Genomic DNA, 25,013 nt, shown 5'->3' on the forward strand with positions numbered 1-25,013 from the left:
GACTTGACTTTACACTATATGCGGCATTTTCTTTGTTAAAGACTACTACATATAGAAAAATCAGCGCGTTACCTTTTGCTTACCTTAAACAAACGATAGGCTAATGGTTTTCTTGTGTGGTGCTATTTATATGCCTACTTTAAAGCGTTTATCGTTAGCGGCTTTCAGCGCCGTACTGTCCAGCGCCGTACTGTCCAGCGCCGCGCTGCCTAGTTTGGCTGCAACGTTCAATATTGATGCCACACAGCCTCATCGTCATTGGCAGTCAATGGCGCTAACGCTGGGCGACGAGCGGCACTTTCGCGCCGTGGAAACCCACAGTTATTCGGATGCCACATTGAGCGTGAACGCAACTAAGGGGGTGTGCGACTTACCGTGGCTGGAAATGCGGGTCACCTTGGCTGAGCAGCAAGGCGAAAGTCGCGCGGTTAACCTAGTGCCCACCCGAATCCGGGTAGATGACAGGCCAATCATCGATACCATGGCAGAGTTTATTACCGAGCGTGGTGATGATGGATTTTATACGCACTTCTACCTGAACGACCTACAAGCCTTAATAGATCAAATGAGCCAGGGCGAACAGCTGTTTATCGGCTTCGACCAACAGGATAGCGACCCTTGGTACATGACCTTTAGCCTTGACGGTGCTGATAACGCCCTTCACAGAATGCAGCGCTTATGTAACCGCGACGACGGGTAACGAAGAAGGCTATTCCTGCAGCGCTTTTTTAGTGATTTCAACACGATTACGCCCATTACGTTTAGCTCGGTACATCGCTGCATCGGCTCGGGCGATGATGGTTTTGCAACTGTCATCGGGTTGCCATACGGTGACGCCGATGCTGACCGTTATCGGTTGAACCAGGCCATTTACCTCAAGCGTGGCCACTAGGCCACGCAATCGTTCAGCAAGTCCTTCTGCAGCTTCCATATTGGAGTGGGTCGCCAATACCACAAACTCTTCCCCTCCCCAGCGCCCTAAATGATCACAACCACGCAGTGAGCCTTCCACCAGGCGGGCTAACGAAATCAATACATCATCACCTACGCTATGGCCGAGCGTGTCATTGATCTGTTTAAAATGATCGACATCGAATAACAACACGGAAAAAGCGGCTCCATAACGCTTTGCCGCTACCAGCTCTGCATCAATGGCCTGCTCGATGCGGTAGCGGTTCCACACCTGAGTGAGCGGGTCAAAATGTGCCAACTGTTTTAACCGCTGATTCGCTTCTGCCAGGGCTTTGCGCTCGCGCTCCAGATGCATATTGAGCGTGCTGATCTCATAAGCAGAAATGGCCAGCGTTAAATCCTCCCCCAAATCCATTGCGGCTAGCCGCTCGACCCGTTGCCATGCTTCGCTTTTTCCTGTGACCTCTTCGCACCAGGCGTCAGAAGGCGACATCATCATGGGTGGCAAAGGTACTGAAGAAGGCTGCATTGCCCAGTAGAGCGTTTCGACTTGTTCAGGGCGGAAAAACATCAGCCAGCCGCGCTGGGTAGGGTCAGTAGGTAACGGCACCGCCAGCACACCGCTCTGCTCCAAAAGATCTAAAGAAGACGTCAATGGCTCTTTGGCTGTCTCCTGAGTACACCAAGGCCCACTATGGACGTGGGCTTTTTCAATCCGCGTAACTAACTGACTGATCACTTCCGGTTTGGGCGTATTGCCTGATTGATAGACACTGCCTTTCACCCATAACGCAACACCATTAGCACGGAAAAGAGACCTCCATGTATCGGCATGCTCAGTAAACAGCTGATAGGGGCCCTGAGGCTTCAAACGGTTATTGGTTGAAAGCACCAGGCTATCTTGCACGCGCTGCAAATAACGCGCTTCTTGTCGAGCTCTCAACAATAAAAGCCGCTGGGTGGCCATTTGTACCAAGGTACGCACCGCATCGCGCACGGGCGGCGTCACCGGGTGGGCCGACGCCGAGTGGCAAAATAGTAGTCCCCATAGGCCGGCATCTCCCTGCATGGCTACGCTTAATGCACCGCGTACTCCAAGGCGTTGCAAATACTGCTGCCGTTCAGGGGCCGGTGCACGCAAGAAGCAATCGCTTACATCAACTGCCACTTCCTTCGGCAGCAAGTGCTCGCAAGGTGCCATCACGTCTTGGATAAGCCGCACCGGATGACGCTCGTAGGAGCGCCGAAGTGCGATAGGAAAGTCCTTAGCAGGAAAGCGCTGCCCTAACAAGTCAGGCAAACGACCTACCGGCAACTCGGCACCCGGCAAAGCCCGCTCTGTCGCTAACGACCCCGCCACGATTATCCCATGCCAATCACTATCGAAATGGCACACAGATACTCGATCATGCCCCGTCAACTGTTGTACTGCTATCACCAGATAATCAAGCAATTCTTCTTGATGTGTCGCTTCCGCTAGACGCATCAAGCGTTCATTCACTGTGCCAAGCAAACGCTGCTTACCAAGCGTGTGTAAAGGTTCGATCTCGATCAACACATGCGAGCCTGCCCGGTAAGCATGTAGTTGGAAGCGGTTTGGTCGAGCGGGACATTTAAAAGTGAGCGGCCCAGGCAAACGCTGCTGACCTTGTAGCTCGTAGCGCACGCGCTGACCTAAACGCTTTCCTAGAACGCTGGATAGTGTTGGGAGGCGCCCGTTAGGAAGGCTTATACCCAGTAGTACAGCAACGTTACTACTCATTGCCTGTATGCGTCGGCTGTCGGCATCGAGCACCAGTAATGCACCGAACGACTGTAGTAGCGAGTGATGCTTCGACACAAAGATAGCCTCAAGAAATTGCTTTACCCCTCAGCCTGTTGCCTTAGCAACAGCTCGACGCGTCGGTTGGCAGACCGGCCTTCCGACGTCGCGTTACTTTCCATGGGTTGGGTATCGGCATAACCGACTGCCCGCATACGTGAAATAGCAACTCCCTGGCGCTCAAGATGCCGGACGACTGCAATAGCGCGTCCTGTCGAGAGCTCCCAATTCGAGGGGAAGCGTGAGGTGGCAATGGGAATATTATCCGTATGCCCCTCGACTGAAATTTGACCTTCAAAGGACGCTAGCACTGCCAAAAGGCTCTCCAACACATCTTGCCCCTCGGCCGTTAGCACGGCGTCGCCACTAGGGAAGAGCAAGCTGTCGTCGATGCGCAGCGTAACACCTTCTTCTCCTTGAGAGACACTCACCCCAGGGATATTAAGCTCAGCCATCCGCGGCTTCAGCCCACTGTGTCGAGGATGAATACCCGTTGCCAAGCTGGCCAACGGAAGCGAGGTGATAGCGCTTGCCGAGCGCATTCTATCGCTGTCAACGGCTTCCCCACCCCCCGGCGGCGTCATCGCAAGCAGTAGGACAAACAGCGTGATTAGCAGCGTTAACACGTCTAAGTAGCTCGTTAGCCAGCCTTCATCGCCTTCGCCTGACCCAGCGGGCAGTTCCAGCACGTGGCGTGAATCACGATCTAGCATGACGCTACCCTTTTGCCGAAGAACTAGCGGTTGGCCGCGGTTTTATAGAGGCATCGCGGATCTCATCATGATAATTAGCCACAAAGGAATTTAGCGTTTCTTCAATAAATGAAGGCAGGCGCCGCTTGGTAATTAATGAAATACCTTCCAGCACCATGTTCATAGTAATCAAGCGTTCTTCCGTACGCCGCTCTAACTTGACGGCAATCGGTTTGAACACCAGATTGGCGAGCAAAATACCGTAAAACGTTGTTAGCAGAGCCACCGCCATGCGCGGACCAATAACGTCAAGATCACCGGCATCCATCACTTCCAGCATATTGACCAGCCCCACCAAGGTGCCGATCATACCAAACGCAGGTGCGTAAGTGGCCATGGTACGAAATATCTGCGCTTCGGCATGTTCCCGCGCTTTTAATCGCGCAATGCGCCAGCGCAACATATCGAAAATTTCGTCTTCTTTCGTGTTAGCAATCACCAGTTGAATCCCAGTGCGTAAAAAGGGGTTACGCGTGTGCTCTAACGCCTTTTCAACCGCCCTGACATCGCCTTTAAACCATAGTCGCGACATTGAGACCAGTTCGTTAATATCGTCACGTACATAGGTATTTTCACGCCGAAACACCAACCCCACCAGGCGTACCACGCGTAGCACTTCTTTCAACGGATAACTAATAAAGGTAGCGGCCAAGGTGCCGGTAACCACGATGGCAAGCCCTGGCAAGTTGATAAAGCTTTCTGGCGACTCTGCAGTAAAAAACAGCACGCTTACCAGCAATAGCATGCTGGCAAAAATACCAATCAGCGTAGATGGGTTCATCAACGGCTCCTCGCCGGTTATTCGTGATTAATAGTAGCGGTTAGGTAGTGTCATATAAGCGAGCGCGAAGCCTGCTAATCGCTTGGCTGTGTAGCTGGGACACACGAGACTCGGTCACGCCAAGCACCGCCCCAACTTCTTTAAGGTTCAACTCTTCTTGGTAATAAAGTGCCATCAGCAGCTTTTCACGCTCAGGTAAGGCATCAATCGCATCAATTAACGACTGGCGCTGCTGTTGATCTAACAACTGATCAAAGGGCAGGGTACTGGCGTCTTCTTTCGCCGGCTCAGCTCCTTCAGCCACCAGTTCTTCAAAGGGCAACAACTGACCACTGTTCGTATCATTAAGTAATTGCTGATACTCACTGAGCGGCATCTCCAAGTCGCGTGCAATTTCACTTTCTTCCGGCGGGCGTCCCAGTTGCTGCTCCAGGCGGCGCACCGCATCATCTACCGCTCTGGCGGAACGGCGCACACTGCGAGGCAACCAATCACGTGTGCGCAGCTCATCCATCATGGCACCGCGAATACGCTGGCTTGCAAAAGTAGCGAACGTTGCCCCCTGGGTCGCATCAAAGCGCCCCAGTGCTTCTAATAAACCCACCATGCCGGCTTGGATAAGATCATCTAACTCAATACTTGCGGGTAACCTTACCTGCAGCGTTAAGGCCTGACGTCTTACCAGTGGCATGTATTGGGTTAACAGCTCGCTCTGTTTAATTCTGCCTTGTGCTGTATACATCCTCGTGCCTCACGGCTAAACACTGTTCGCTGGTAGTTCACGGTCATTGATAGTTCACAATCACTTGTAATTCCTGCACCCGCACCGGACGCTGGCCCGGCGTTAACGCAAAACGAAAGTGCAGCGGCCCCTTCACCTGTTTACCGGCTAACGCAGCGGTTGAGCCTCGCATAGCGGTCAAAAGCACGCACTGCTCCGGGTGGCATAGCCACGCACTAACCGGCGCGTTGACCGGCATTTGAAAGCGCCAATGAATACGCTTTATCACCGCATGCTCTACTTGAAGCCCTGCCGGAGGGTGAATGGGCTGACTACTAACAGCTCGGTCGCTCATCGCTACCAGCACGCTGGGCATCTCGGTACTCCAACTGCCAGTAGCCGCATAAGCACTCATTGTAATGGCGCTTAGTGCGACCATCAGTGCGCTTTTAAGCAACCTACCGACCTTGAAACAGCCCATTATGTTGAAACTTTTTGGGTAACAACCATGTTGCAATAATGCGTCTTGAAACCAGCGGGCATCGACATTGTTGTTCCTCATAGAAGCGTTTATTAACTTCTGTTAAAACACAGCCATATTGCGTCAGGCTAGCGTCATCGCGCCAGCAGTAAAAGCTCTATGTCCAAATAATAACTGGCGGCTTCCCGCAAGTTATCGAGCAGTCCTCGGCGCGGCAAGTTAGGTTCGTGCAATGCTAACAGCTGCCTAGGGCCGCCATTTTCCTTAATTTGCCGAAGCGAGCGATACATCTGCGAAAAGGCATCGGCATCGCTATTAATCCATAGCGCCCAACGCGAAAAGCGGTCGTTCAGTTGGCCAAGATTAGCGGCATCGCCACTGACAATATGAATCTCCCAATCGTCCGGATCGCCAGCCCAGCGCCGACCCAACGCTGACCACTGGGCTAAGCGCCCTTTTACTCTAGCCACCTGCAGATCTCCGCCGTTGGGCATGCCAATCACTACCAGCGGTTTTTGCGGCACAGAGGACAGCGTCGAAGGATCGGTCGGCGCTGTCAGTGGCTCAGCCGCTACTACGCCTTCCGCGGGCTCACTTTCTGCTGATTGCGTTTGATGCTGTTGGCGCTGTAAATCGGCCCACTTACGCAGGCCTGCTGCCTGATCGTGGGCACTCATACCAGCCCCTCTCGGCTAACGCTGCTAAGTTGGCGAATAGCATCACGGGCCATAAACGCGTGGACAAGCGCACCTAGCATTGCCGTGTCGCGCCGCTTGCGAGTGGTTCCCAACAGCCTTAACAAATCAGAGCGCAGCGCTATCGCAGCAGCATCATTAGCAACGTCTAAGTGCACCGCCACTGCCGCGATACCGCTAGCCATCAATAAGCGTATCTCGGTGCTTACCTCGCCATCATCCGAAGCTTTCAACTGCTGCCAAGCACGTTTGGTAAGGCTAGACACCCCTTCACTTTGGAGCTGGATAACCAGAAGCGAACGCACGTCTACGCCTAATCGGGCAGGCGTTAACCAATAGCGACGTGCGATGCATTTGCTATTTTCAGGATCACGAACCTCGCCGTACCATGCCAACAGTGAGGTACCGGCGGCATCCTCCACCGCCATATGGGTGTGCCATAGCTGCATTGTTTGGCCGCGAAAACGCAGGTCGGTGTGATGAGTGAGCGGGCTATCTGTGAACAGCTGACGCAGGGCATAGCGCTCGCCCTGGCAATATACCCGCTGACTGGCAGCGACTAGCGTGACCCAAGTAAGGTGTTGAGCTTCTAACCACGCTAACGTGGCTGGGTCGGGAAGCGCGGGTAGCAGATGGACAGCGGCCCCCATCGATTCACCCTGACGCAACAGCCGGGATTGCCAGCCAGCGGGTTGACGGTGCTGCAGGCTGGTTAGCGCAAGCAAACCGCCGTCTACATCTAACCCAATATCGGGCATTGACCAGTCACAGCCCCGCTCATTACGGCGCGGATACCATGCCATGCCCAGCCCCTTACCCGCACAGGGCTCGCTAGCCAGTAGTGCATCCAGGCGCTTATCGTGCAGCACCCCCGGTAAAGAGGCGATATCCCATACCGACTCTAGCGCTGAAAAACCGACAATTCTTTCACGTAGCCGTGTTAGCACAGAACTAAGGCGACGTCCTTGGCCCAGCACGTCTCGGGACCAGCGCGGCAAACTCACCGAGTGAGCCCCGGGCGGGCGGCCAGCGGCGGCGGAATCTCGCTCTTGGCCTAACGGAGTACTCAGGGCTTGATTAATCAGCGCGGCAGGGTCGGCAACCGCCATATCTTCGGGAACACGCTGCCCGTATGAACCAAATAACACACGCAGGCCATGACGCATAACAATATCAAGCACTGGGGCTAAACGACCGGCTTCGTCTTGCTTGGTAATAATGCAGTCATTTATTTCAGCGCCCGCAGCCCGTGCCGCTTGGCGATACCGCAACACGACTTCTTCGAGCGTTTCAGGCTGGCTAGCAGCATTTAGCAGCAGCACTAATCGCACCGACGTTTGACCACCCTGTAAATGGGCGATTTGCTCAATTACACGCTGGTCACGCTGGCTCATACCGACGGTGTCGATGATGACCCACTGTTTACCCTGCAGTCGTCCGACGAGTTCATCGATCGGCTGCTCGGCGTCTAAGGCATACATGGGGGTATCAAGCAGCCGGGCATAAATTCGCAGCTGTTCGTGGGCACCGATACGAAAGCTATCGGTAGTGACAAGGGCCACAGGGCGCGTGCCGTGGCGCATCACGAAACGCGCGGCTAGTTTCGCCGTGGTGGTGGTTTTTCCCACTCCCGTTGGCCCCACCAGCGCCACAATACCCGCTTGATCAAAAAAGCCGGTTTCTTCTTTCAGCACGGGTAACCGGGCCATTAACTGTCCACGAAGCCACTCCATGACGAGCGCGCTATCAGCCTCTGGCTGAGCCAACGATGTCGGCAGCTCTGCCAACACTTCCTCGCTTAGCTCTTGGCTGAAGCCAACGCTGAGCAGTTGCTGGCGCAAACGGGAGTAGGAATCGTCAGCGGCTGCGGAGGTGGGCGCATCGGTAGTTGACTGCCGCTGGGAAAGCAGTTCCCGCATTTCCTGCATCTCGCGCAGCAAGCGCTCACTCATTTCCTGGAGCGGATCTGAATCTCGCGCTGGAAAAGCAACTTCAGAAGTAGGGCTCGATGGTGGAGGTGATGGGGGGGAAGGCTCAAAATGATCGACCGCTTCATCCGCCATCGCCAGTATTTCAACCCCCCCCTCGGTACGGCGATTGGCGACAATTAAAGCGTCATCGCCTAATGCTTCGCGCACTTGGCGCATCACATCGCGGCTGTTTGCTCCAACAAATCGTCTCACGCTCATGCGTTACCTGTGCCTTTGCTTGATGGTTTGAAGCGGGTATTTTTCGTCAATTTCATGCCCGCCCTCCTACTACCGTGGTGACTCGCAAGGTACGGTCGTCTGGTATTTCTGCCTGGGACATGACCACTAAATGACGCATGCGCCGACGCAAAAAGCGCGACAGCACCGCCCTCAGTGAGTGCTGCACAACCAGCACCGGCGCTTCGCCGCTACCTTCATGGCGCTCCAGGGCCTCTTGCGCCTGGGTCATGAGCGTCTCCGCAAGCCCTGGCTCCATGGCGCCGTTACCATTCATGGCCTGCATTAGTACTTGCTCTAACTGGGCATCAAGCCCAATCACATTGAGCGTTTCCTGGCCAGCGAACCACTGCTGGGTAATCGCACGCCCCAACGCCATGCGCACTAGTGCGGTCAGTTCGTTGGCATCTTTCTGCTGCCCAGCATGTTCTGCCAGGGTATCCAGCACCGAACGCATATCACGTATCGAGACATCTTCATCCAGCAGGTTTTGCAGAATACGCTGCAATACGGTGAGCGAAATTGCTTTCGGCACCACCTCTTCGACTAGTGACTTTTGATCCTCACCCAGCTTATCGAGCAGCTTTTGTACTTCTTGCCGCCCCAGCATTTCCGGTGAGTGGCGATGCAGCAGGTGGTTTAAGTGCGTTGCAATGACCGTGCTGGCATCCACCACGGTATAACCGTACACCTGGGCATGTTCACGCTGGTTGGCATCAATCCAGATAGCGGGCAAACCAAAGGCGGGGTCTTGGGTTGGCGTTCCCTGTAATTCTCCCGATACCTGACCTGGGTCGATTGCCAGCCATTTACCCGGCTGAGCCTCAGCGCGACCAATTTCCGCCCCCTTCATAGAAAGTACGTAGGTATTCGGAGGCAGCTCTAGGTTGTCGCGTATGTGCACCACGGGCGGTAAAAACCCAACTTCTTGGGCAAACTTCTTGCGCACACTTTTAATGCGCCCCAGCAACTCGCCCTTTTGGCGGGAATCCACCAGGGGAATAAGGCGATGCCCTACCTCAAGCCCCAACGTATCTACCAGTTGCACGTCTTCCCAGCTGGCCTCTGGCGACTCTTGTTGGGGCAGCGGCGCTGCTGATATCTCCTCTTTTACCAGCGCCTGCTCTTTCTGGCGGATCAAATACCAAGCCAAGCCCGCCAACAGCGCGGTAAAAATCAGAAACACCAAATTGGGCATTCCTGGCACCATGCCCAGCAACCCCATCACCATCGCAGAAAGGATCATGACCTGAGGGTTAATAAACAGTTGGCTAATCATTTGCTGACCGACATCTTGGTCAGTATTGACCCGCGATACAGTGACACCAGCGGCGGTTGAGATTACCAGCGCGGGGATCTGAGCCACCAGGCCATCGCCAATCGTTAGCAACGTATAGGTACGGGCCGCGTCAGAAAAGCCCATATCGTGCTGCATCATACCGATCAGCAACCCACCAATAATATTGACCACCATAATGACCAGGCCAGCCATGGCATCGCCACGTACAAACTTACTCGCACCATCCATGGAGCCATAAAAATCTGCTTCCTGGGCGACTTCAGCACGCCGTTTTTTAGCGTCTTCTTCACCAATCATGCCAGCGTTTAAGTCCGCATCAATCGCCATCTGCTTGCCAGGCATTGCATCCAACATGAAGCGGGCACCTACTTCGGCAATACGACCAGCCCCCTTGGTAATCACCATGAAGTTAATGATGACAAGGATCAAAAAGACCACCAAGCCAACAGCAAAATTACCGCCGACCAGAAAGGTACCAAACGCCTCAATGACTTTGCCGGCGGCATCTCCGCCTTGATGGCCTTCCATAAGCACAACACGGGTCGAGGCCACATTGAGTGATAGTCGCAATAGCGTGGTAAATAACAGCACCGCAGGAAAAGCGGCAAAGTCGAGTGGCTTTTGCGCAAACATGCTGACCAACAGCACCATAATGGCCAACGCGATATTAAACGTGAACAGTAAATCGAGCGCGAAAGGCGGCAAGGGCAGAATCATCATGCCCAAGATCATCAGAATCAGCAGCGGCCCTGCGAGCAACTGCATGCGCACACCGCCCATCCAATCGCGCTGATTGATCAATTGGCTTAAGCCTTTCATGATTGCGCCTCACTGCCACCGGCATCTCGACTGGAACGTTCCATATCGGGAGGAACGGATAAATTATCAGGGGTTGGGGGCACCTCGCCTCCTTGTTGTGCAACCTGCTTCAAGCGGTAAGCCCAGGCCATCACTTCAGCAACCGCGGTATAAAGTTCTGCTGGCACTTCAGCGTCTAAATCCACGTGGTGATATAGGGCGCGCGCCAAAGGCGCTGCCTCCAATCGCGGCACACCGGCATCTAACCCTATTTCGCGGATGCGCGCGGCCACTGCATCGGCTCCTTTGGCCACCAGCCGTGGGGCACCCATGCTACCTTCCTGATACGACAGGGCCACTGCATAGTGGGTTGGGTTAGTGATAATGACGTCGGCGTCTGGCACTTTGCTCATCATTCGCCCCCTGGCCATTGCTTGCTGCTGCTGGCGAATACGGCCTTTTACCTGGGGGTCGCCTTCCGACTCTTTATGCTCTCGCTTAACTTCTTCCTTGCTCATACGCAGCTTTTTCGCATTGCTCCAAAGCTGAAAAGGCACGTCAATCAAGATAACCACAATTAACGATAAGACCATCAAGCCAGCGGCGAGCGCCGACATATTCAATGCGGTCGCCAGTGCTTGTTGCACGGGCTGATTCATCAACCCCATAAACTTACCAAGGTTGGCATACAAAAACGCCGAGGCAATACCACCGACCAGGATTGATTTAGCAATCGCTTTAGTTAATTCAATCAATGCCTGTGACGAAAAAATACGCGCTAACCCTTTAATCGGGTTGAGCTTTGACAGTTTGGGCTGCATTGATTTTGCCGAAACTAACCAACCTCCCAATAACGCGGGCGCCACCAAGGCAATCACCGTCAGCAACAAAAATAACGGCATCATGGCAAACAGCGTGCGCTGCCCTAGATCAAGGGCATTGACCAGCATTGGGGTGCTTTCCATGGCATGACGGCGCTCAAATAGGAAAGCTTGCTCCATCACCATGCCCAACTGGTCATAGAGCATTTGCCCCATGCTCCATAACCCAATAACGCCACCTAATAGCAGCAAAAAGGTCGCCAGCTCTCGGGAGCGGGGTACTTGGCCCTCTTCCCGCGCTTTGTCTAAGCGTCGGGGCGTGGCCTCTTCCGTCTTTTCCTGATCGCTGTCGTTATCTGCCATGCGGCCATCCGGCGGTATCTTGCGTGGCGTATCATAAATTCAGCCGCCCCTAGGGACGGCTGAACAAATGTCTATAGTGCCAGATACTGCTTTTCACAATGGCTTAATAACAACGCATTAAAAGCCCAATTCGTCCAATAAGTCGTCTACCTGATTCTGACCAGTAACAATATCAGGTGCACTTTCCTTAACCTGTGGGCCATTCAGCAACTCTTCGTTGCGACGCGCATTGTCATTTTTCCACTGGTCTTCAGCCTTGCGCTGCATCGACTCTCGTACCTGCGCACCCGGCACGTTATCGATCAACACCTGCACCAACTGGTGCTCAATTTCTCGGATGACATCCATCATCTTCTTGATGACTTGGCCGGTAAGGTCTTGAAAATCTTGAGCCATCATAATGTCGAGCAGCTCTTTATTAGTTGCTGCGGCTATGGTTGGCACGTCACTTAAGTAGGTACGCGTTTCTTGTACCAAGGCCTTGGCATCGTCCAGTTCTTTGGGCGCTTCAAACCACTCGGCCCAGCGCTTATCAAGCGCTTCAGCACGGTCAGAAAGCTGGTCTTGCAACGGCTGAGCGCGATCAATGGCGTTCAACGCACGTTCTGCTGCCTGCTCCGTCATGGTAGCGACGTAATGCAACCGGTCACGCGCGTCAGGAATTGCTTCCGCCGCTTTCTCGATCTCTTTATCCAGGCCCAGTTCTCGCATATTGTCGCGCAACATGCGGGTAAGTTTGCCGATGCGAAAGATCAGGTCTTCAGCGGCTTCTTCGGATAGCTGATTAGCGCTATCCTGCTCATGCTGACTCATCGTGTTGTCTCCTCGTTAACCGAGCACTCAGGCGCAGCCGCTTCATTTACCCATCTTGTCGAAGATTTTATTCAGTTTTTCTTCAAGCGTAGCGGCAGTAAACGGCTTGACGACGTAGCCGTTTGCGCCCGCTTGGGCGGCCGCGATGATGTTTTCTTTTTTGGCTTCTGCCGTCACCATCAGTACGGGTAGCCCTTTCAGCGCCTCATCCTGGCGGATCTCTTTAAGCATTTCTAAGCCATCTAGATTGGGCATATTCCAATCAGAGACGACGAACTCGAAGTTACCTGCACGCAACTTATTCAGGGCGTCTTGGCCATCTTCCGCTTCATCGACATTGGTAAAGCCAAGTTCTTTTAGTAGGCTGCGAACGATCCGACGCATGGTGGGAAAGTCGTCAACTACCAGAAAACTCATGTTCTTATCGGCCATTGGTCATCCTCTCAATCAAATTATTGCTAAAAAACGATGCTTAAAAACGGTTCTTAAAACTAGTTCTTAAAACCTAGAACGCCTCCCACTCGTCGTGGTGGCTAGGCGCTGGGGTTCGGCGATTGCCGGGCGCAGTGGCTGCCTGCGACCCAGCAGCAGGCACATTTGACCCGAGGCTACTCGCTGGCAATGCGCGACGCGGTGTACTCTCTTGGCTATTCAACAAAGCAAAAACAGCCACCGCCTCTTCTAACCTGTTTGCTTGTTCTTCAAGCGACGTTGCTGCTGCGGAGGCTTCCTGAACCAGTGCCGCATTCTGCTGAGTCACTTCATCCATCTGCCCGACCGCTTGGCTTACCTGCTCAATGCCATCGCTCTGTTCCTGAGATGCAGCAGATATCTCATCCATAATATCGGTCACCCGACGCACGGCAGTAACAACATCGGACATGGTGGTGCCCGCTTGTTCTACCAGCGTAGAGCCTTGCTTGATTTGTGCAACAGATGCATCAATCAGCGTTTTGATCTCTTTCGCCGCATCAGCACTGCGGCTGGCAAGGTTGCGAACCTCACCCGCGACGACCGCAAAGCCACGCCCTTGCTCACCAGCGCGGGCCGCTTCTACCGAAGCATTTAGTGCCAAGATATTGGTTTGAAAAGCGATGGAATCAATCACACTGGTGATGTCTGCCACTCTCTGGGAGCTGGTAGAGATACCGTGCATGGTCTGCACCACCTGCTCGACCACTTGGCCTCCTTGCTCGGCGGTAGTGGAGGCGTCTGCTGCCAGCGTGCTTGCCTGACGTGCATTATCGGCATTTTGCTTAACCGTTGCCGTCATTTGCTCCATGCTGGCTGCGGTTTCCTCAATCGACGCAGCCTGCTGCTCTGTGCGTGACGACAGATCCGCATTGCCACTCGCTATCTCTCGGGTGCCGTGATGGATTTCACTACTGCCTTCACGTACCCGCATCACGATCGCCGTCAGATTTTGCTGCATCATGCCCATCGCTGCAAAAAGCTGACCCACTTCATTTTTGCCTGATTCGGGAACGGGCTCGGTCAAATCAGCCTGGGAAATTTTGTCTAGGCGTCTTACCGCGTCATTTAGCGACGCAATAACGGTGCGGCGTAACGCCATATAAATCAGCACTGTCACCAGCAGTGCAATCGCCACGGCAAGTGCATTGATCAACATGAACACATCGCCTTGTGCTTCAGCTTCGTCGCGAATAGTTTCCACCCGCTGAAAACCATATTGCACAAACGCCGTGACACTGTTGGATAAGTTCTCCAATGGTTCAGCCAGCTCCCCTCGAAGCCGATTGAAGGTATTAATATCCATGGTTTCAAACGTCGCATGCTGCTGCTTGACTAAGCTCATTGCTGCACGGAAATCTGACGCTAATGCTTCTCCCAGAGCGTCGCCCTGCGTCGTGCGAGGCGTCGCAGCGAAACGTTCAAAACGCCTTTCGGCGCGCTCTATTCGATTCAGGGCGATGTCGACCTGCGCATTGGATTGCTGGGTTTGGCCTACCATTAAGAAATTGGAGGCTGTTTCCATCGCCAGCATCGCCTGGTTGAGCAGCGAGTCAGCGCGATTAATTTCGTTGAGCTGATCATTACTGATCTGGCTAAAGGTTGATAGGTTAGCCTGTGCGTTACGGTCTGCCATAAAGCTGATACCGGCTAACACCACTATCAGCGTGACAAAGCTTGCCAACGCAACAATAACCGCAGCGTGAATACTGATGTGACGCAGTGAGCGTGTCATGTTTTTTGGTTCCCCTTATTTATTAGCGTAATGGGTGGGGTGGTTATACCCGCTGGGCACGCCCTGAAGCGGCAATTAAGGCCATCAAACGCGATGGAATATCGTCTAACGCAACCACCTCTACTGCGCCGCCTACTGCAATGGCTTCTCTTGGCATACCGAACACCACACAGCTTTCTTCGTTTTGCGCAAGGGTGGCTGCGCCGGCGTCGCGCATTTCTAGCAGCCCTGCGGCGCCATCTTTACCCATGCCGGTCAGAATCACTCCAATGGCGTTTTTACCAGCATGCTTGGAAGCAGAGTGAAACAGCACATCAACAGAGGGACGGTGTCGATTAACCGGCGGGCCATCGTTAAGGCGCACGACGTAATTGGCACCACTGCGGCCAAGCTCTAGGTGTTGGTCGCCTGGGGCAATGTAGGCATGGCCTGGCAAAACACGTTCGCCATCGGTGGCTTCTTTTACGCTAATTCGGCACAGCCGATCTAGCCGCTCAGCAAAGGAGCGGGTAAAGCCACCCGGCATGTGCTGGGTAATCAAGATGGCAGGCGCATTCGCGGGAAGTGGCTCAAGCACCGACCTGATCGCTTCTGTGCCGCCAGTAGAAGCGCCAATGATAATCAGCTTTTCACTCGACACCATGGGCGCTTTTAGCTGCGTGGGCGGCGGCGCATTTTTATGACGGGCTTGACGAGGACGCGAGCGCGCAGCGGCGCGAATCTTGTCGGTAATTTCAGTCGCGTATTCCATCATGCCGCTACGAATACCCAAGCTGGGCTTGGCCACAAAATCCAATGCGCCTAACTCTAACGCACGCAGGGTAATCTCTGAGCCACTCTGGGTTAGCGATGACACCATGAGTACCGGCATGGGGCGAAGCCGCATTAACCGCTCAAGGAAATCAAGACCATCCATCCGCGGCATTTCCACGTCCAGTGTCAGCACATCAGGATTGTGTTGTTTGATCAAATCCCTTGCGGCAATGGGGTCTGGCGCGACAGCGACGACGTCCATGTCTGGTTGAGAGTTGATTATTTCCGTCAATAAGTCACGAATCAGCGCCGAATCATCGACGCACAACACTTTGATGTTGGCTGCGCTCAAAGCACGCCTCCTTTATACGGTAGCCATCTGTGTGTTAACCCACTCCAGTAGGCCGATTGCCAACAGGAGTAAACACACGTAACCGATTTATTTTTTTGCGAGGGTATAAACCGTTTGCCCGCGCAGCTTGAATGCATCGCTGATATACGAAAAATTTTCCGAGTGTCCCGCAAACAGTAACGCGTCCGGCTTCATTAGCGGAGCAAACCGTTTTAAAATCTTAGCCTGGGTATCTTTATCGAAATAAATCATAATGTTGCGGCAAAAAACGGCATCAAAAGGGCCTTTTACCGACCACTGGGACGCCAGCAAATTAAGCGGTAAAAACTCCACCAGTGCCGACACTTCGGGCCTTACACGCGCCAAACCTGAATGTCCACCGGTGCCTTTCTGAAAAAACCGTTTAACACGCCCTTCATCTAATTTACGCACCTGTTCAAGCGGATAGACGCCTGCGCGCGCTTTACTTAGTGCGTCGGTGTCGATATCGGTGGCAATAACCTTGGCCTGGCTGGCTTTAGCCCCCAATGTTTCTAACAGCGTCATGGCAATCGAGTAGGGCTCTTCCCCTGTGGACGCGGCTGAACACCAAATAGTAATAGGGCCTTGCTGTTTATTGATGTGCTCAGCGAGTAGCGGAAAGTGATGTGCCTCACGAAAGAAAGCAGTGAGGTTGGTGGTTAACGCATTGGTAAACGCTTCCCACTCTTTAGCGTCCGGCTGACGCTCTAGCCGCGACAGGTAGTCGGTGAAACGCGTAATACCATGGTGACGCAGTCGCTTCGCTAAGCGGCTATAGACCATTTCACGTTTGTGTTCAGCAAGTACTATTCCGGCGCGCAAGTAAATTAATTCCCGTATGCGCGCAAAGTCGGCATCGGTTAACACCAGATCACGTTCGATCTGCCCGCCCGATGCCCACTGGCCGACGTCAACTCCCCGCTCGCGTTGGTCGATCAAAATTCTTCCCACTCCTCTACCGAGGCCAGCTGCCGTGTAGTTGACGACGAAGGCGATTTAGTTGGGCTGTCTGGCAACTGAGCATACGTCCGATTGCCAATAGGTGGGGGGGTAAGCGCAGTGTTTGGCGAGCCCTGTTGATTTAAACGAAACGCTTCAACAGACAAGGCTAATAGACTCGCTTGCTGCTCTAATGCTACGGCGGCGCGGGCCGTTTCCTGAACGCGCACGGCGTTCTGCTGTGTCGCTTGATCCATTTCGGCAACGGCTTCATTCACTTCGGCGATGCCGTGACTCTGTTCTTGCGAAGCCGACGAAATATCGTGCATGAGCTGCGTAACATTGCGCGCCGCGTTGGCAACGTCACTAATCGCTACCTCGGCTTTTTTAACCAGCCCAGCGCCAACCGTTATTTCTTGATTAGAGCCGTCGATTAACACGCGAATCTCTTGTGAAGCGCTTGCGCTTCTTCCTGCCAGCTTACGCACTTCCTCAGCCACCACGGCAAATCCGCGGCCATGCTCTCCTGCCCTGGCAGCTTCTACCGATGCGTTAAGTGCCAAAATATTGGTTTGGAAGGCAATCGAATCAATCACATTGATAATGTCAGTCATTTTTTGCGAACTTTGGGTAATTCGCTGCATATTCTCGACTAACTGCGACATGAGCTCTCCGGTCTGAGTCACTTGCTTAGCATTATTATCGGCAAGGCGACTCGCTTCTTGAGCGTTATCGCTGTTTTGACGAACGGTCGTTGTCATTTCTTCCATGCTGGATGCCGTTTGCTGTAGCGATGCTGCCTGTTGCTCAGTACGAGACGATAGCGCTTCATTACCACTGGCGATATCCTGAGCGGCGGGGGTGACGACATGAATACCGCCTTTTACATCGCTGATAATGCTGCTCAAGCTTTTCCGCATGGTATTAAGCGACTCCATCAGCATCCCAACTTCATCACGCTGGTGGGGAGGTACTTTTGCGGCTAAATTTCCGCCTGCTATTTGCAAAGTAAAACGGGAGGCGCTTTTTAATGGCCGAACGATGGAACGCAGCGTAATCACTCCCAGTAAGATAAGCGCCAGCACACCAACGCCCAGAACAGCAGCTTGAGCGCTGAGCATACGGGCTTGAGCTTGCTCAGCATCGACAGCCATTGCCTCGGCGGCGGTTTGCTTTTGAGCGATGAGCTGATTCACCATCGAAGAAAGTTCGCGCCCTTGGTTATTCATTACACTGATGACGGCATCCAAGCCGGTAAACACTAAATACGTGTCTTCTGCTTTCAGGACGGCTTCCGCCTGGTACATGCCATTATCTAAAAATGATTCCAGCTGGGCATTGAAGGAGGTGGCAAGTGCTGACGAGTTTACGTCTCGGGAGTAGTATTGCTGCCAAGCGGACTCAATTCCTGCCGCACTAGTGGCAATCATGTCCCCCATCTCAAAGCGCTGTTGAATCAGCTCCATCCGCTCTGGTTCAATCATCGCTTGACGCGTTTGCGCAATGGTCTGATCAATTTGCTGTAAACGAATAACATCTTGCAGGCCATCATTATTGAGCGCCGCTAACCGCTCTCCCGCAACATTAAGACCATACAAACCAAGGCCACCACTCAGCAGCAGCAGCGCGCCAGCCACCACAATCATGCCAACCAACTTAGCGCGAATGGTATCCAGCCGTATCCGTTTGAGGCCTTGCGTTAGGCCTTTCTTGCGCAGCCGCCCCTTGTCTAAATAAAGGTGCTTGTTACGGCCTTCACGTATTTCCGCGTAGGCTTGCTCCGCGTGAGCAATCGCCTCTCTGGATGCCTGCACCCTGACAGAGGCGTAACCAACCACGTGGTCGTCCTCGACAATCGGCGTCACGCTGGCACTTACCCAGTAGTGGTCGCCATTTTTACAACGGTTTTTAACCAGTCCTTGCCATGTCTCACCGTTTTTCACGGTCTGCCATAGGTTTTCAAATGCTGCTGGCGGCATATCAGGGTGGCGAATCAAATTATGGGGGGCGCCTATCAGCTCTTCGTGCTGGAAACCACTTATCTGGATAAACGCAGGGTTTGCGTAGGTAATGCGCCCTTTAAGATCCGTACGCGAAACGAGAAAATCATCACTCTGGAGTTCAACTTCACGCTGAGTGACTGGCTGGTTATTACGCATTCGCATGCCTTATTTTTCGTGTTGAAGCCGAGGAGGTAATGAGCCTAAACCGCAAGAATTAAAACGCTTCCCACTCATCTGCTGCCGTGTTGCGAGCGGGGGTTTTCTTAGCTGACGACGTTGACGCGGTAGATGCTTGCTGAAGTGCGCGAGGCGGCAAAGCATAATCAGACGCGGTCTTCCCGGTTTCCTGGGAAGGCATCACATGAAAGCGCTCGACTGCTTCTCTAAGGCGCGCCGCTTCGCTCTCTAATTCATTGGCGCTGCGTGCCGCCTGTTGAACCAGCTGGGCATTTTGTTGAACGACCTGATCCATCTGGGCAACCGCTTGATTAACTTGTCCGATACCGTTGCTTTGCTCCTCAGAGGCAGCCGCAATCTCATCCATAATATCGTTGACCCGCTGCACCGCAGCGACAAGATCCTGCATGGTTTTTCCCGCATGGTTCACTCGCTGGGTGCCCGCGTCCACTTTGCCAAGCGATGCATTAATCAAGGTGCGAATTTCTTTGGCGGCATTGGCACTGCGGCTAGCGAGGCTGCGCACTTCTTGCGCGACGACAGCGAACCCTTTGCCATGTTCGCCTGCACGGGCGGCTTCTACCGACGCATTCAAGGCGAGAATATTGGTTTGAAAAGCAATGTTATCGATGACCGTGATAATGTCGGCAACTTGGTGGGAGCTAGCGCTAATGTCTTGCATGGTTTCAACAATGTTGGCAACTTCTTCGCCGCTGCGTCTGGCGGTTAGCGTTACCTCATTGGCGAGTTGGCTTGCTTGAAGTGCGTTGTCAGCATTGTGACCCACGGTAGAGGCCAGTTGCTCCATACTGGAGGCAGTCTCTTCTAGTGAAGAGGCTTGCTGCTCGGTACGTGAAGAGAGGTCATTATTGCCACTGGCGATATGCTGAGAGCGCTCAAAAATGGACGCGCCGCTTTGACGCACGATGCCAACTGTGTCTGACAGTGACGATTGCATATGCGCCATTGCACTGTATAACCTGCCAATTTCATTATTACCGGGTGATGTTATTTGCTGGCTTAGATCGCCCTGAGCCATTTTTTCAAAGTAACCAACCAAACGATCCAAGGGACGCAACACATTAGCGGCCACCCCCCAAACCACCACCACGACGGTTAACCCCGTCATTACGACCACGCCAATCAACACCCAACGAATGCGCGTAGCAAACTCGCTGAACGCCGCTTGCTGCGTTTGCAAATCACTCGACGCCTGCGCAATAGCAGCACCCTGGTGGAGCGCATAAAGACCTATACCACAGGCCACCACGACTAAGATTGAAAACGTGGCTAATACCAGCCCCCAGCTAAGGCGCACGGTCATATTGCTCATCATTTGACGCAGTAGCGACATCACACGCAGTACTCCAAACACAACCGTAGTGGCCGATGCTTTCCGTAGCACCAGAGGGGGCTGTTTTTTTTGGCTTAAGAAGGCACGCTCCCTGTGCCCAGTCGCAAAGGGGTTAGCGGGTGCTTGTGCTATCGACTAAGGCCATTTCTTCGCTGGTCAGCAGTTTGTCGATGTCGACTAATACCAACATGCGGTCTTCAAGGCTGCCTAATCCGCTCAAGAAATCAGAGGAGAGCGTGACACCAAATTCAGGCGCTGGCTTTATTTGCTCAGGTGTTAATGTCATGACATCGGAGACGCCATCCACCACAATGCCAACGACGCGGTCAGCGACATTGACCACGATGACAACGGTCTGACCACCGTACTCCACGCTGTCTAAGTGAAACTTAATACGCAGATCGACAATAGGCACAATGACGCCGCGAAGATTGGTCACCCCTTTTATAAAATCAGGGGCGTTGGCAATACGCGTGACGTTTTCATAGCCGCGTATTTCCTGAACCTTGAGAATATCAATGGCGTACTCTTCATCCCCTAAAGAGAACACCAAAAATTCGCGATTATCGGCTTCTGCGGCAGATAGAACCGCTCCATTGTTTGCCTGGCTCATGACAGCTCAGCCTCCTGGTAATAAGAGAGATGTGGATAATTCACCTGTTTTCCGGCTTCTTTCTTAGCGCGGCTTAACCGGTGTAAACCGGTGATATCTAGAATTAGCGCGACGCTACCATCCCCCAGGATAGTGGCCGCCGACACGCCCGGCACTTTGCGATAATTGTCTTCTAAGTTCTTTACCACCACCTGCTGCTGGCCAATGAGCTCATCAACCAACATGGCATAACGGCGCCCCTCGCCCTGAACAATCACTGCAATACTTTTGGTCGGGTCGGTAATGGCATTCTCGACATCGAGAACTTCATGAATAGCGATAACCGGCAGGTATTCATCGCGCACCTTAAGCACCACATCATCTCCCGCCATGGCATACATATCGCCTTTGGCAGGCTGCAACGACTCAAGTACCGTGGAAAGCGGCAAAATGAAGGTTTCACTGCCCACCTTAATAGACATGCCATCAAGAATGGCGAGTGTCAGCGGCAATACAATGCGGGTGTTGGTGCCCTCACCTTTCTTAGATTGAATTTCAACCCGGCCACCCATGCCTTGAATGTTCCGCTTCACGACATCCATTCCGACACCACGACCAGAGACATCGGTGACTTCTTTTGCCGTGGAGAAACCCGGCGCAAAAATCAGCTGGAAGACATCTTCGTCGGACATGTTGTCGGAAACGTTCAGGCCATTTTCACGCGCTTTAGCCAACAACCGGTCACGGTCCATGCCAGCGCCATCATCACGCACCTCAATCAGAATATTGCCCCCCTGGTGGCGTGCCGATAACACCAGCTTACCAACACGGGGTTTACCTAACGCTTCGCGCTCATCGGGCATTTCAACGCCGTGATCCAGGCTATTACGCACTAAGTGTGTTAGTGGGTCGGTAATGCGCTCGACCAGGCTTTTATCCAACTCAGTGGACTTACCTTCGGTAATAAGCTCAATTTCTTTGCCTAATTTACCGGCAGTATCACGTACAACGCGGGGGAACCGACTAAACACAAACTCCATTGGAATCATGCGGATCGACATCACTGCTTCTTGAAGATCCCGCGCATTACGTTGAAGCAGGCTCATACCGTTTTGTAGCGAGCTGTTGCCAACGGATTGATCATCAAGATCACTGACCGTTTGATCCAACATCGACTGGGTAATAATCAGCTCGCCAACTAAATTGATAATTTGGTCGACTTTATCTACCGACACCCGGATCGAGGCAGATTCGGCCACCGCTTTTTTGGGGGCGGGCTTTGCCGACTTTTCTGGCGAAGGTGCTTTATCAACAGGTTTAGCCGCGGCAGGCACCGCAGGCTCAGCAACGTCAGCGGGCGCTTCTGCTATCGGTGCTGGCGCGCCTACATCAGAGCTGGCGGTTGCGTCTTCTTCAACCTCGACCACGCTAATTTCGATCTGCTCTGGCTCAATAATGAAGCACATCACCGCTTCAATATCGTCAGCACTCACGTCACCAGTCAGCGCCACTTCGTAACGCTTTTCATCACCCGAGTGGGATTTAACCTCGCCCAGCTGCTCCAGCTCTTCTACCAACAGCGTGCGGTCTTTTTCGTTAACGTTAAGTAGCGCAACCAGCAGATGGCGCTCGCTCGGCGATAAGGATTCAGCAGCCTCAGCGCTGGCCGAGGCTTTTTTTTCAACAGTGGGGGCAGGGGCAGCGGGCGCGTCCAACGTTTGACCAATTTCTTCTAGTGCGATCTGCTGCAGTGTCTGGCAAATTCGCTCATAGGCCTCTTGGTTGGGCTCTTCCTCGTTGCGATAGGCATCGAGTTGCTCATGCATGATGTCTTTTGCCTCTAAAAATGTATCAACGAGGTCAGCACGCAATGTCAGCTCACCTTTTCGCGCGTGATCCAACAGGTTTTCAAAGATATGCGTGGTTTTCTGCAAAACACTGAAGCCGAAGGTACCTGCGCCACCTTTTATGGAGTGAGCGGCGCGGAAGATAGCGTTTAGCTGCTCGCTATCTGGATCATCGACATCCAGTTCCAGTAGATGCTGCTCCATATCGGCCAGCAGCTCTTCAGCCTCTTCAAAAAAGGTGTCAAAAAAATCCGCTATATCCATGCACCGCTCCACATAAACGTCTTAGTGTTGTGATAAGCCCTGCTCATTCGCTTTCATCGCTCTGTGGCTCGCTTTGCGGCGACGCTTCTGCAGGTGCGTCTTCATCGGGCAATGGGTTATCAAGCCCCATAACGCCGGGGTTCCGAATCGCCTCAGCGATTTCTGGCAATAAGACGACAAGCTCAATGCGGCGATTAACGGGATCGGTCGGCGCAGTGTCAGGCAACCTGACACGATCAGCAAAGCCCGATACGCGTAGCAGTTGATCTGGATCAAGCCCGCCAGCCACTAATTCACGCCGAGAAGCATTGGCTCGGTCGTTGGAAAGCTCCCAGTTGCTGTAACCTCGGTAACCACCCGCATAGGGCACACTGTCGGTGTGCCCGCTAATACTTAAGACATTGGGCAATTCGTTGAGTAGCGGTGCCATCGTGCGTAACAAGTTGCGCATGTAAGGGGCTACTTGATTACTGCCTAGCTCAAACATGGGCCGCTGTTCCGTATCGAGCAGTTGAATGCGCAGCCCTTCGCGAGTTAAATCAAAGCGCATTTGACTGCGCAGCTGGCGCAGCTCCGGGTCTTGCTCAATGGCTCGCTCAATGCGTTCTTGCAAATCATTAAAGAAACGCCGCTCCTGAGCGCTGGGTCGGCTATGTTGAAGAACATCAATCCGTGCGCGCTCGCCGTCGCTGTGAGTAGGATCTGGGCCACCGCCCGGAATCACCTGGGTGCTTCCAGACCGGTCACCACTAGTCATTGCTGTTATTAATGGGGTGCTGAAATACTCTGCAACGCTGCGCCGGGTTTCATCATCGGAAACACTTAAAATCCACATCACCAGAAACAGCGCCATCAGGGCTGTCATGAAGTCCGCAAGGGCAATCTTCCACGCACCGCCATGGTGGGCATGCACCACTTTTTTGCGCCGAATAATAATCGGACGCTTATCGCCCCCCTTACTCATGCATTACCGCCCTTTTTAGCGTCGCGCACATACTCTTCTAGCTCTGAAAAACTGGGGCGCTCGGTGCTATGTAATGCTTTACGACCAAATTCAACCGCTAACTGGGGAGCATATCCATGCAGGCTAGCCAGCAGCGTAACGCGGATACACTGCAGCATTTTTTCTGCTTCTTTAGCTTGCCGTTCGGCATAGCTCGCGATAGGGCTAATAAACCCGTAGCCCATCAAAATACCCAGGAAGGTACCCACTAACGCCATCGCAATCATTTGCCCCATTTGGTCAGGGCTGGCATCCGCATAGGTCAGTGCTTTAATAACCCCCATAACCGCAGCTACGATACCGAACGCCGGCATTGCATCACCTACTTTGGCAATCGCATCGATGGGAATATGGGCTTCTTGCTCAAATACTTCGATTTCGTGGAGCATTAGCTCATCGATTTCCATCGGCTCCATGCCGCCGCTCACCATCAACCGAAGATAATCGGTTAAAAAATCCATAATATGAGGGTCTGCAAGCACCGTGGGGTGTTCTTGGAACAACGGACTTTCCTGAGGATTATCGATATCGCGCTCGATCCCCAGCATCCCCTCACGGCGCACTTTGGAAAGAATTTTGTATTGAAGCGCCATTAACTCCATATACAAGGCTTTATTGTATTTTTTGGTTCGTTTAAGCCGGGGAAGTATTTTAAACGTGGCTTTAATCGCTTTGCCGTTGTTTGCGGCAATAAAGGCACCAACGCCAGCACCGCCAATGATCAGCAGCTCCAGGGGTTGATACAGGGGGCCTAAGCTACCGCCTGCCAACACATAACCGCCAAAGACAGATAGCAATACGACCAAATAACCCAGAGGAATCAGCACAAGCAGTGTCCTTGCGATATCAGTTTTTATATCAAGGGAACGCTATTCCCGTGTTTCAAAAAGAAGACACAGAAAAGTCTCGCTCCACGCGTTTCATCGCCATAGCATACGCAGGCGTAAACAAATTTAATGAAAAAGTACCAAGCGCTTTTGGTGCTATCTATGCGCTCAAAGACGCATCTTTTTAGTTGTAGATTTATCTGCCGCCG

At 53.1% G+C, this 25,013-nt stretch carries 21 protein-coding genes; 1 reads left to right on the forward strand and 20 read right to left on the reverse strand.

Features of this window, described 5'->3' with window-relative positions:
- Positions 1 to 130 precede the first annotated feature (130 nt).
- Entirely contained in the window at positions 131 to 700 is a 570-nt protein-coding gene (locus ELY33_RS09285) for a hypothetical protein (RefSeq protein ID WP_126947076.1), read from the forward strand.
- 9 nt (positions 701 to 709) lie between these two features.
- On the opposite strand, the gene ELY33_RS09290 is transcribed toward ELY33_RS09285, so the two are convergent.
- From ELY33_RS09290 to motA, 20 genes are all read right to left on the reverse strand, one after another.
- The gene (locus ELY33_RS09290) at positions 710 to 2,752 is read right to left on the reverse strand and encodes a sensor domain-containing diguanylate cyclase (protein WP_126947079.1); all 2,043 of its coding nucleotides are present in this window, start codon (positions 2,750 to 2,752) and stop codon (positions 710 to 712) included.
- A gap of 23 nt (positions 2,753 to 2,775) precedes the next feature.
- On the reverse strand, positions 2,776 to 3,447 hold the full coding sequence (locus ELY33_RS09295) for an OmpA/MotB family protein (protein ID WP_126947082.1): 672 nt from the start codon (positions 3,445 to 3,447) through the stop codon (positions 2,776 to 2,778).
- A 4-nt stretch (positions 3,448 to 3,451) separates the two neighbouring features.
- Positions 3,452 to 4,267 carry a motility protein A gene (locus ELY33_RS09300; protein WP_126947085.1) on the reverse strand — a complete coding sequence of 272 codons (816 nt, stop codon included), beginning with the start codon at positions 4,265 to 4,267 and terminating at the stop codon, positions 3,452 to 3,454.
- Between the two features lie 40 nt (positions 4,268 to 4,307).
- Positions 4,308 to 5,009 (reverse strand): RNA polymerase sigma factor FliA, encoded by a 702-nt coding sequence (locus ELY33_RS09305; RefSeq protein ID WP_126947088.1) that lies wholly within the window; start codon positions 5,007 to 5,009, stop codon positions 4,308 to 4,310.
- Between the two features lie 43 nt (positions 5,010 to 5,052).
- Entirely contained in the window at positions 5,053 to 5,427 is a 375-nt protein-coding gene (locus tag ELY33_RS09310; RefSeq protein WP_244208591.1) for a flagellar protein FlhE, read from the reverse strand.
- Positions 5,428 to 5,603: 176 nt separating this feature from the next.
- The gene (locus tag ELY33_RS09315) at positions 5,604 to 6,146 is read right to left on the reverse strand and encodes a hypothetical protein (protein ID WP_126947093.1); all 543 of its coding nucleotides are present in this window, start codon (positions 6,144 to 6,146) and stop codon (positions 5,604 to 5,606) included.
- Positions 6,143 to 8,353, reverse strand: a complete 2,211-nt coding sequence (gene flhF, locus ELY33_RS09320; RefSeq protein ID WP_126947096.1) for a flagellar biosynthesis GTPase FlhF — start codon at positions 8,351 to 8,353, stop codon at positions 6,143 to 6,145. Before flhF ends, ELY33_RS09315 begins: the two co-directional genes overlap by 4 nt.
- A gap of 52 nt (positions 8,354 to 8,405) precedes the next feature.
- The gene (flhA, locus tag ELY33_RS09325; protein WP_126947099.1) at positions 8,406 to 10,490 is read right to left on the reverse strand and encodes a flagellar biosynthesis protein FlhA; all 2,085 of its coding nucleotides are present in this window, start codon (positions 10,488 to 10,490) and stop codon (positions 8,406 to 8,408) included.
- Positions 10,487 to 11,653 carry a flagellar biosynthesis protein FlhB gene (flhB, locus tag ELY33_RS09330; RefSeq protein WP_126947102.1) on the reverse strand — a complete coding sequence of 389 codons (1,167 nt, stop codon included), beginning with the start codon at positions 11,651 to 11,653 and terminating at the stop codon, positions 10,487 to 10,489. The genes flhA and flhB overlap by 4 nt, the downstream gene beginning before the upstream one ends.
- Positions 11,654 to 11,770: 117 nt before the next feature.
- On the reverse strand, positions 11,771 to 12,466 hold the full coding sequence (cheZ, locus tag ELY33_RS09335; protein WP_126947105.1) for a protein phosphatase CheZ: 696 nt from the start codon (positions 12,464 to 12,466) through the stop codon (positions 11,771 to 11,773).
- Between the two features lie 42 nt (positions 12,467 to 12,508).
- On the reverse strand, positions 12,509 to 12,898 hold the full coding sequence (gene cheY, locus ELY33_RS09340) for a chemotaxis response regulator CheY (RefSeq protein ID WP_009097747.1): 390 nt from the start codon (positions 12,896 to 12,898) through the stop codon (positions 12,509 to 12,511).
- A 73-nt stretch (positions 12,899 to 12,971) separates the two neighbouring features.
- The gene (locus ELY33_RS09345) at positions 12,972 to 14,672 is read right to left on the reverse strand and encodes a methyl-accepting chemotaxis protein (RefSeq protein WP_126947108.1); all 1,701 of its coding nucleotides are present in this window, start codon (positions 14,670 to 14,672) and stop codon (positions 12,972 to 12,974) included.
- Between the two features lie 43 nt (positions 14,673 to 14,715).
- The gene (locus ELY33_RS09350; RefSeq protein WP_126947111.1) at positions 14,716 to 15,777 is read right to left on the reverse strand and encodes a protein-glutamate methylesterase/protein-glutamine glutaminase; all 1,062 of its coding nucleotides are present in this window, start codon (positions 15,775 to 15,777) and stop codon (positions 14,716 to 14,718) included.
- Between the two features lie 87 nt (positions 15,778 to 15,864).
- Positions 15,865 to 16,737 carry a CheR family methyltransferase gene (locus ELY33_RS09355; protein ID WP_126947113.1) on the reverse strand — a complete coding sequence of 291 codons (873 nt, stop codon included), beginning with the start codon at positions 16,735 to 16,737 and terminating at the stop codon, positions 15,865 to 15,867.
- Entirely contained in the window at positions 16,734 to 18,896 is a 2,163-nt protein-coding gene (locus ELY33_RS09360) for a methyl-accepting chemotaxis protein (RefSeq protein WP_126947115.1), read from the reverse strand. The genes ELY33_RS09355 and ELY33_RS09360 overlap by 4 nt, the downstream gene beginning before the upstream one ends.
- Positions 18,897 to 18,954: 58 nt before the next feature.
- Positions 18,955 to 20,271 (reverse strand): methyl-accepting chemotaxis protein, encoded by a 1,317-nt coding sequence (locus ELY33_RS09365; protein WP_244208594.1) that lies wholly within the window; start codon positions 20,269 to 20,271, stop codon positions 18,955 to 18,957.
- Between the two features lie 112 nt (positions 20,272 to 20,383).
- On the reverse strand, positions 20,384 to 20,884 hold the full coding sequence (cheW, locus tag ELY33_RS09370) for a chemotaxis protein CheW (protein WP_126947117.1): 501 nt from the start codon (positions 20,882 to 20,884) through the stop codon (positions 20,384 to 20,386).
- Positions 20,881 to 22,974, reverse strand: a complete 2,094-nt coding sequence (cheA, locus tag ELY33_RS09375; RefSeq protein ID WP_126947120.1) for a chemotaxis protein CheA — start codon at positions 22,972 to 22,974, stop codon at positions 20,881 to 20,883. The genes cheW and cheA overlap by 4 nt, the downstream gene beginning before the upstream one ends.
- A gap of 43 nt (positions 22,975 to 23,017) precedes the next feature.
- A complete protein-coding gene (gene motB, locus ELY33_RS09380; RefSeq protein WP_126947123.1) occupies positions 23,018 to 23,938 on the reverse strand; it encodes a flagellar motor protein MotB in 921 nt (306 codons plus the stop codon).
- On the reverse strand, positions 23,935 to 24,804 hold the full coding sequence (motA, locus tag ELY33_RS09385; RefSeq protein ID WP_126947126.1) for a flagellar motor stator protein MotA: 870 nt from the start codon (positions 24,802 to 24,804) through the stop codon (positions 23,935 to 23,937). The genes motB and motA overlap by 4 nt, the downstream gene beginning before the upstream one ends.
- Positions 24,805 to 25,013: the final 209 nt, after the last annotated feature.

It is taken from the genome of Vreelandella andesensis (genome assembly GCF_003989795.1).
GTDB lineage: Bacteria > Pseudomonadota > Gammaproteobacteria > Pseudomonadales > Halomonadaceae > Vreelandella > Vreelandella andesensis.

Coding starts and splice junctions, on each gene's coding strand:
- ELY33_RS09285 (WP_126947076.1), top strand. CDS start 131: ATGCCTACTTTAAAGCGTTTATCGTTAGCGGCTTTCAGCGCCGTACTG.
- ELY33_RS09295 (WP_126947082.1), bottom strand. CDS start 3,447: ATGCTAGATCGTGATTCACGCCACGTGCTGGAACTGCCCGCTGGGTCA.
- ELY33_RS09300 (WP_126947085.1), bottom strand. CDS start 4,267: ATGAACCCATCTACGCTGATTGGTATTTTTGCCAGCATGCTATTGCTG.
- ELY33_RS09305 (WP_126947088.1), bottom strand. CDS start 5,009: ATGTATACAGCACAAGGCAGAATTAAACAGAGCGAGCTGTTAACCCAA.
- ELY33_RS09310 (WP_244208591.1), bottom strand. CDS start 5,427: ATGGTCGCACTAAGCGCCATTACAATGAGTGCTTATGCGGCTACTGGC.
- ELY33_RS09315 (WP_126947093.1), bottom strand. CDS start 6,146: ATGAGTGCCCACGATCAGGCAGCAGGCCTGCGTAAGTGGGCCGATTTA.
- flhF (WP_126947096.1), bottom strand. CDS start 8,353: ATGAGCGTGAGACGATTTGTTGGAGCAAACAGCCGCGATGTGATGCGC.
- flhA (WP_126947099.1), bottom strand. CDS start 10,490: ATGAAAGGCTTAAGCCAATTGATCAATCAGCGCGATTGGATGGGCGGT.
- flhB (WP_126947102.1), bottom strand. CDS start 11,653: ATGGCAGATAACGACAGCGATCAGGAAAAGACGGAAGAGGCCACGCCC.
- cheZ (WP_126947105.1), bottom strand. CDS start 12,466: ATGAGTCAGCATGAGCAGGATAGCGCTAATCAGCTATCCGAAGAAGCC.
- cheY (WP_009097747.1), bottom strand. CDS start 12,898: ATGGCCGATAAGAACATGAGTTTTCTGGTAGTTGACGACTTTCCCACC.
- ELY33_RS09345 (WP_126947108.1), bottom strand. CDS start 14,672: ATGACACGCTCACTGCGTCACATCAGTATTCACGCTGCGGTTATTGTT.
- ELY33_RS09360 (WP_126947115.1), bottom strand. CDS start 18,896: ATGCGTAATAACCAGCCAGTCACTCAGCGTGAAGTTGAACTCCAGAGT.
- ELY33_RS09365 (WP_244208594.1), bottom strand. CDS start 20,271: ATGTCGCTACTGCGTCAAATGATGAGCAATATGACCGTGCGCCTTAGC.
- cheW (WP_126947117.1), bottom strand. CDS start 20,884: ATGAGCCAGGCAAACAATGGAGCGGTTCTATCTGCCGCAGAAGCCGAT.
- cheA (WP_126947120.1), bottom strand. CDS start 22,974: ATGGATATAGCGGATTTTTTTGACACCTTTTTTGAAGAGGCTGAAGAG.
- motB (WP_126947123.1), bottom strand. CDS start 23,938: ATGAGTAAGGGGGGCGATAAGCGTCCGATTATTATTCGGCGCAAAAAA.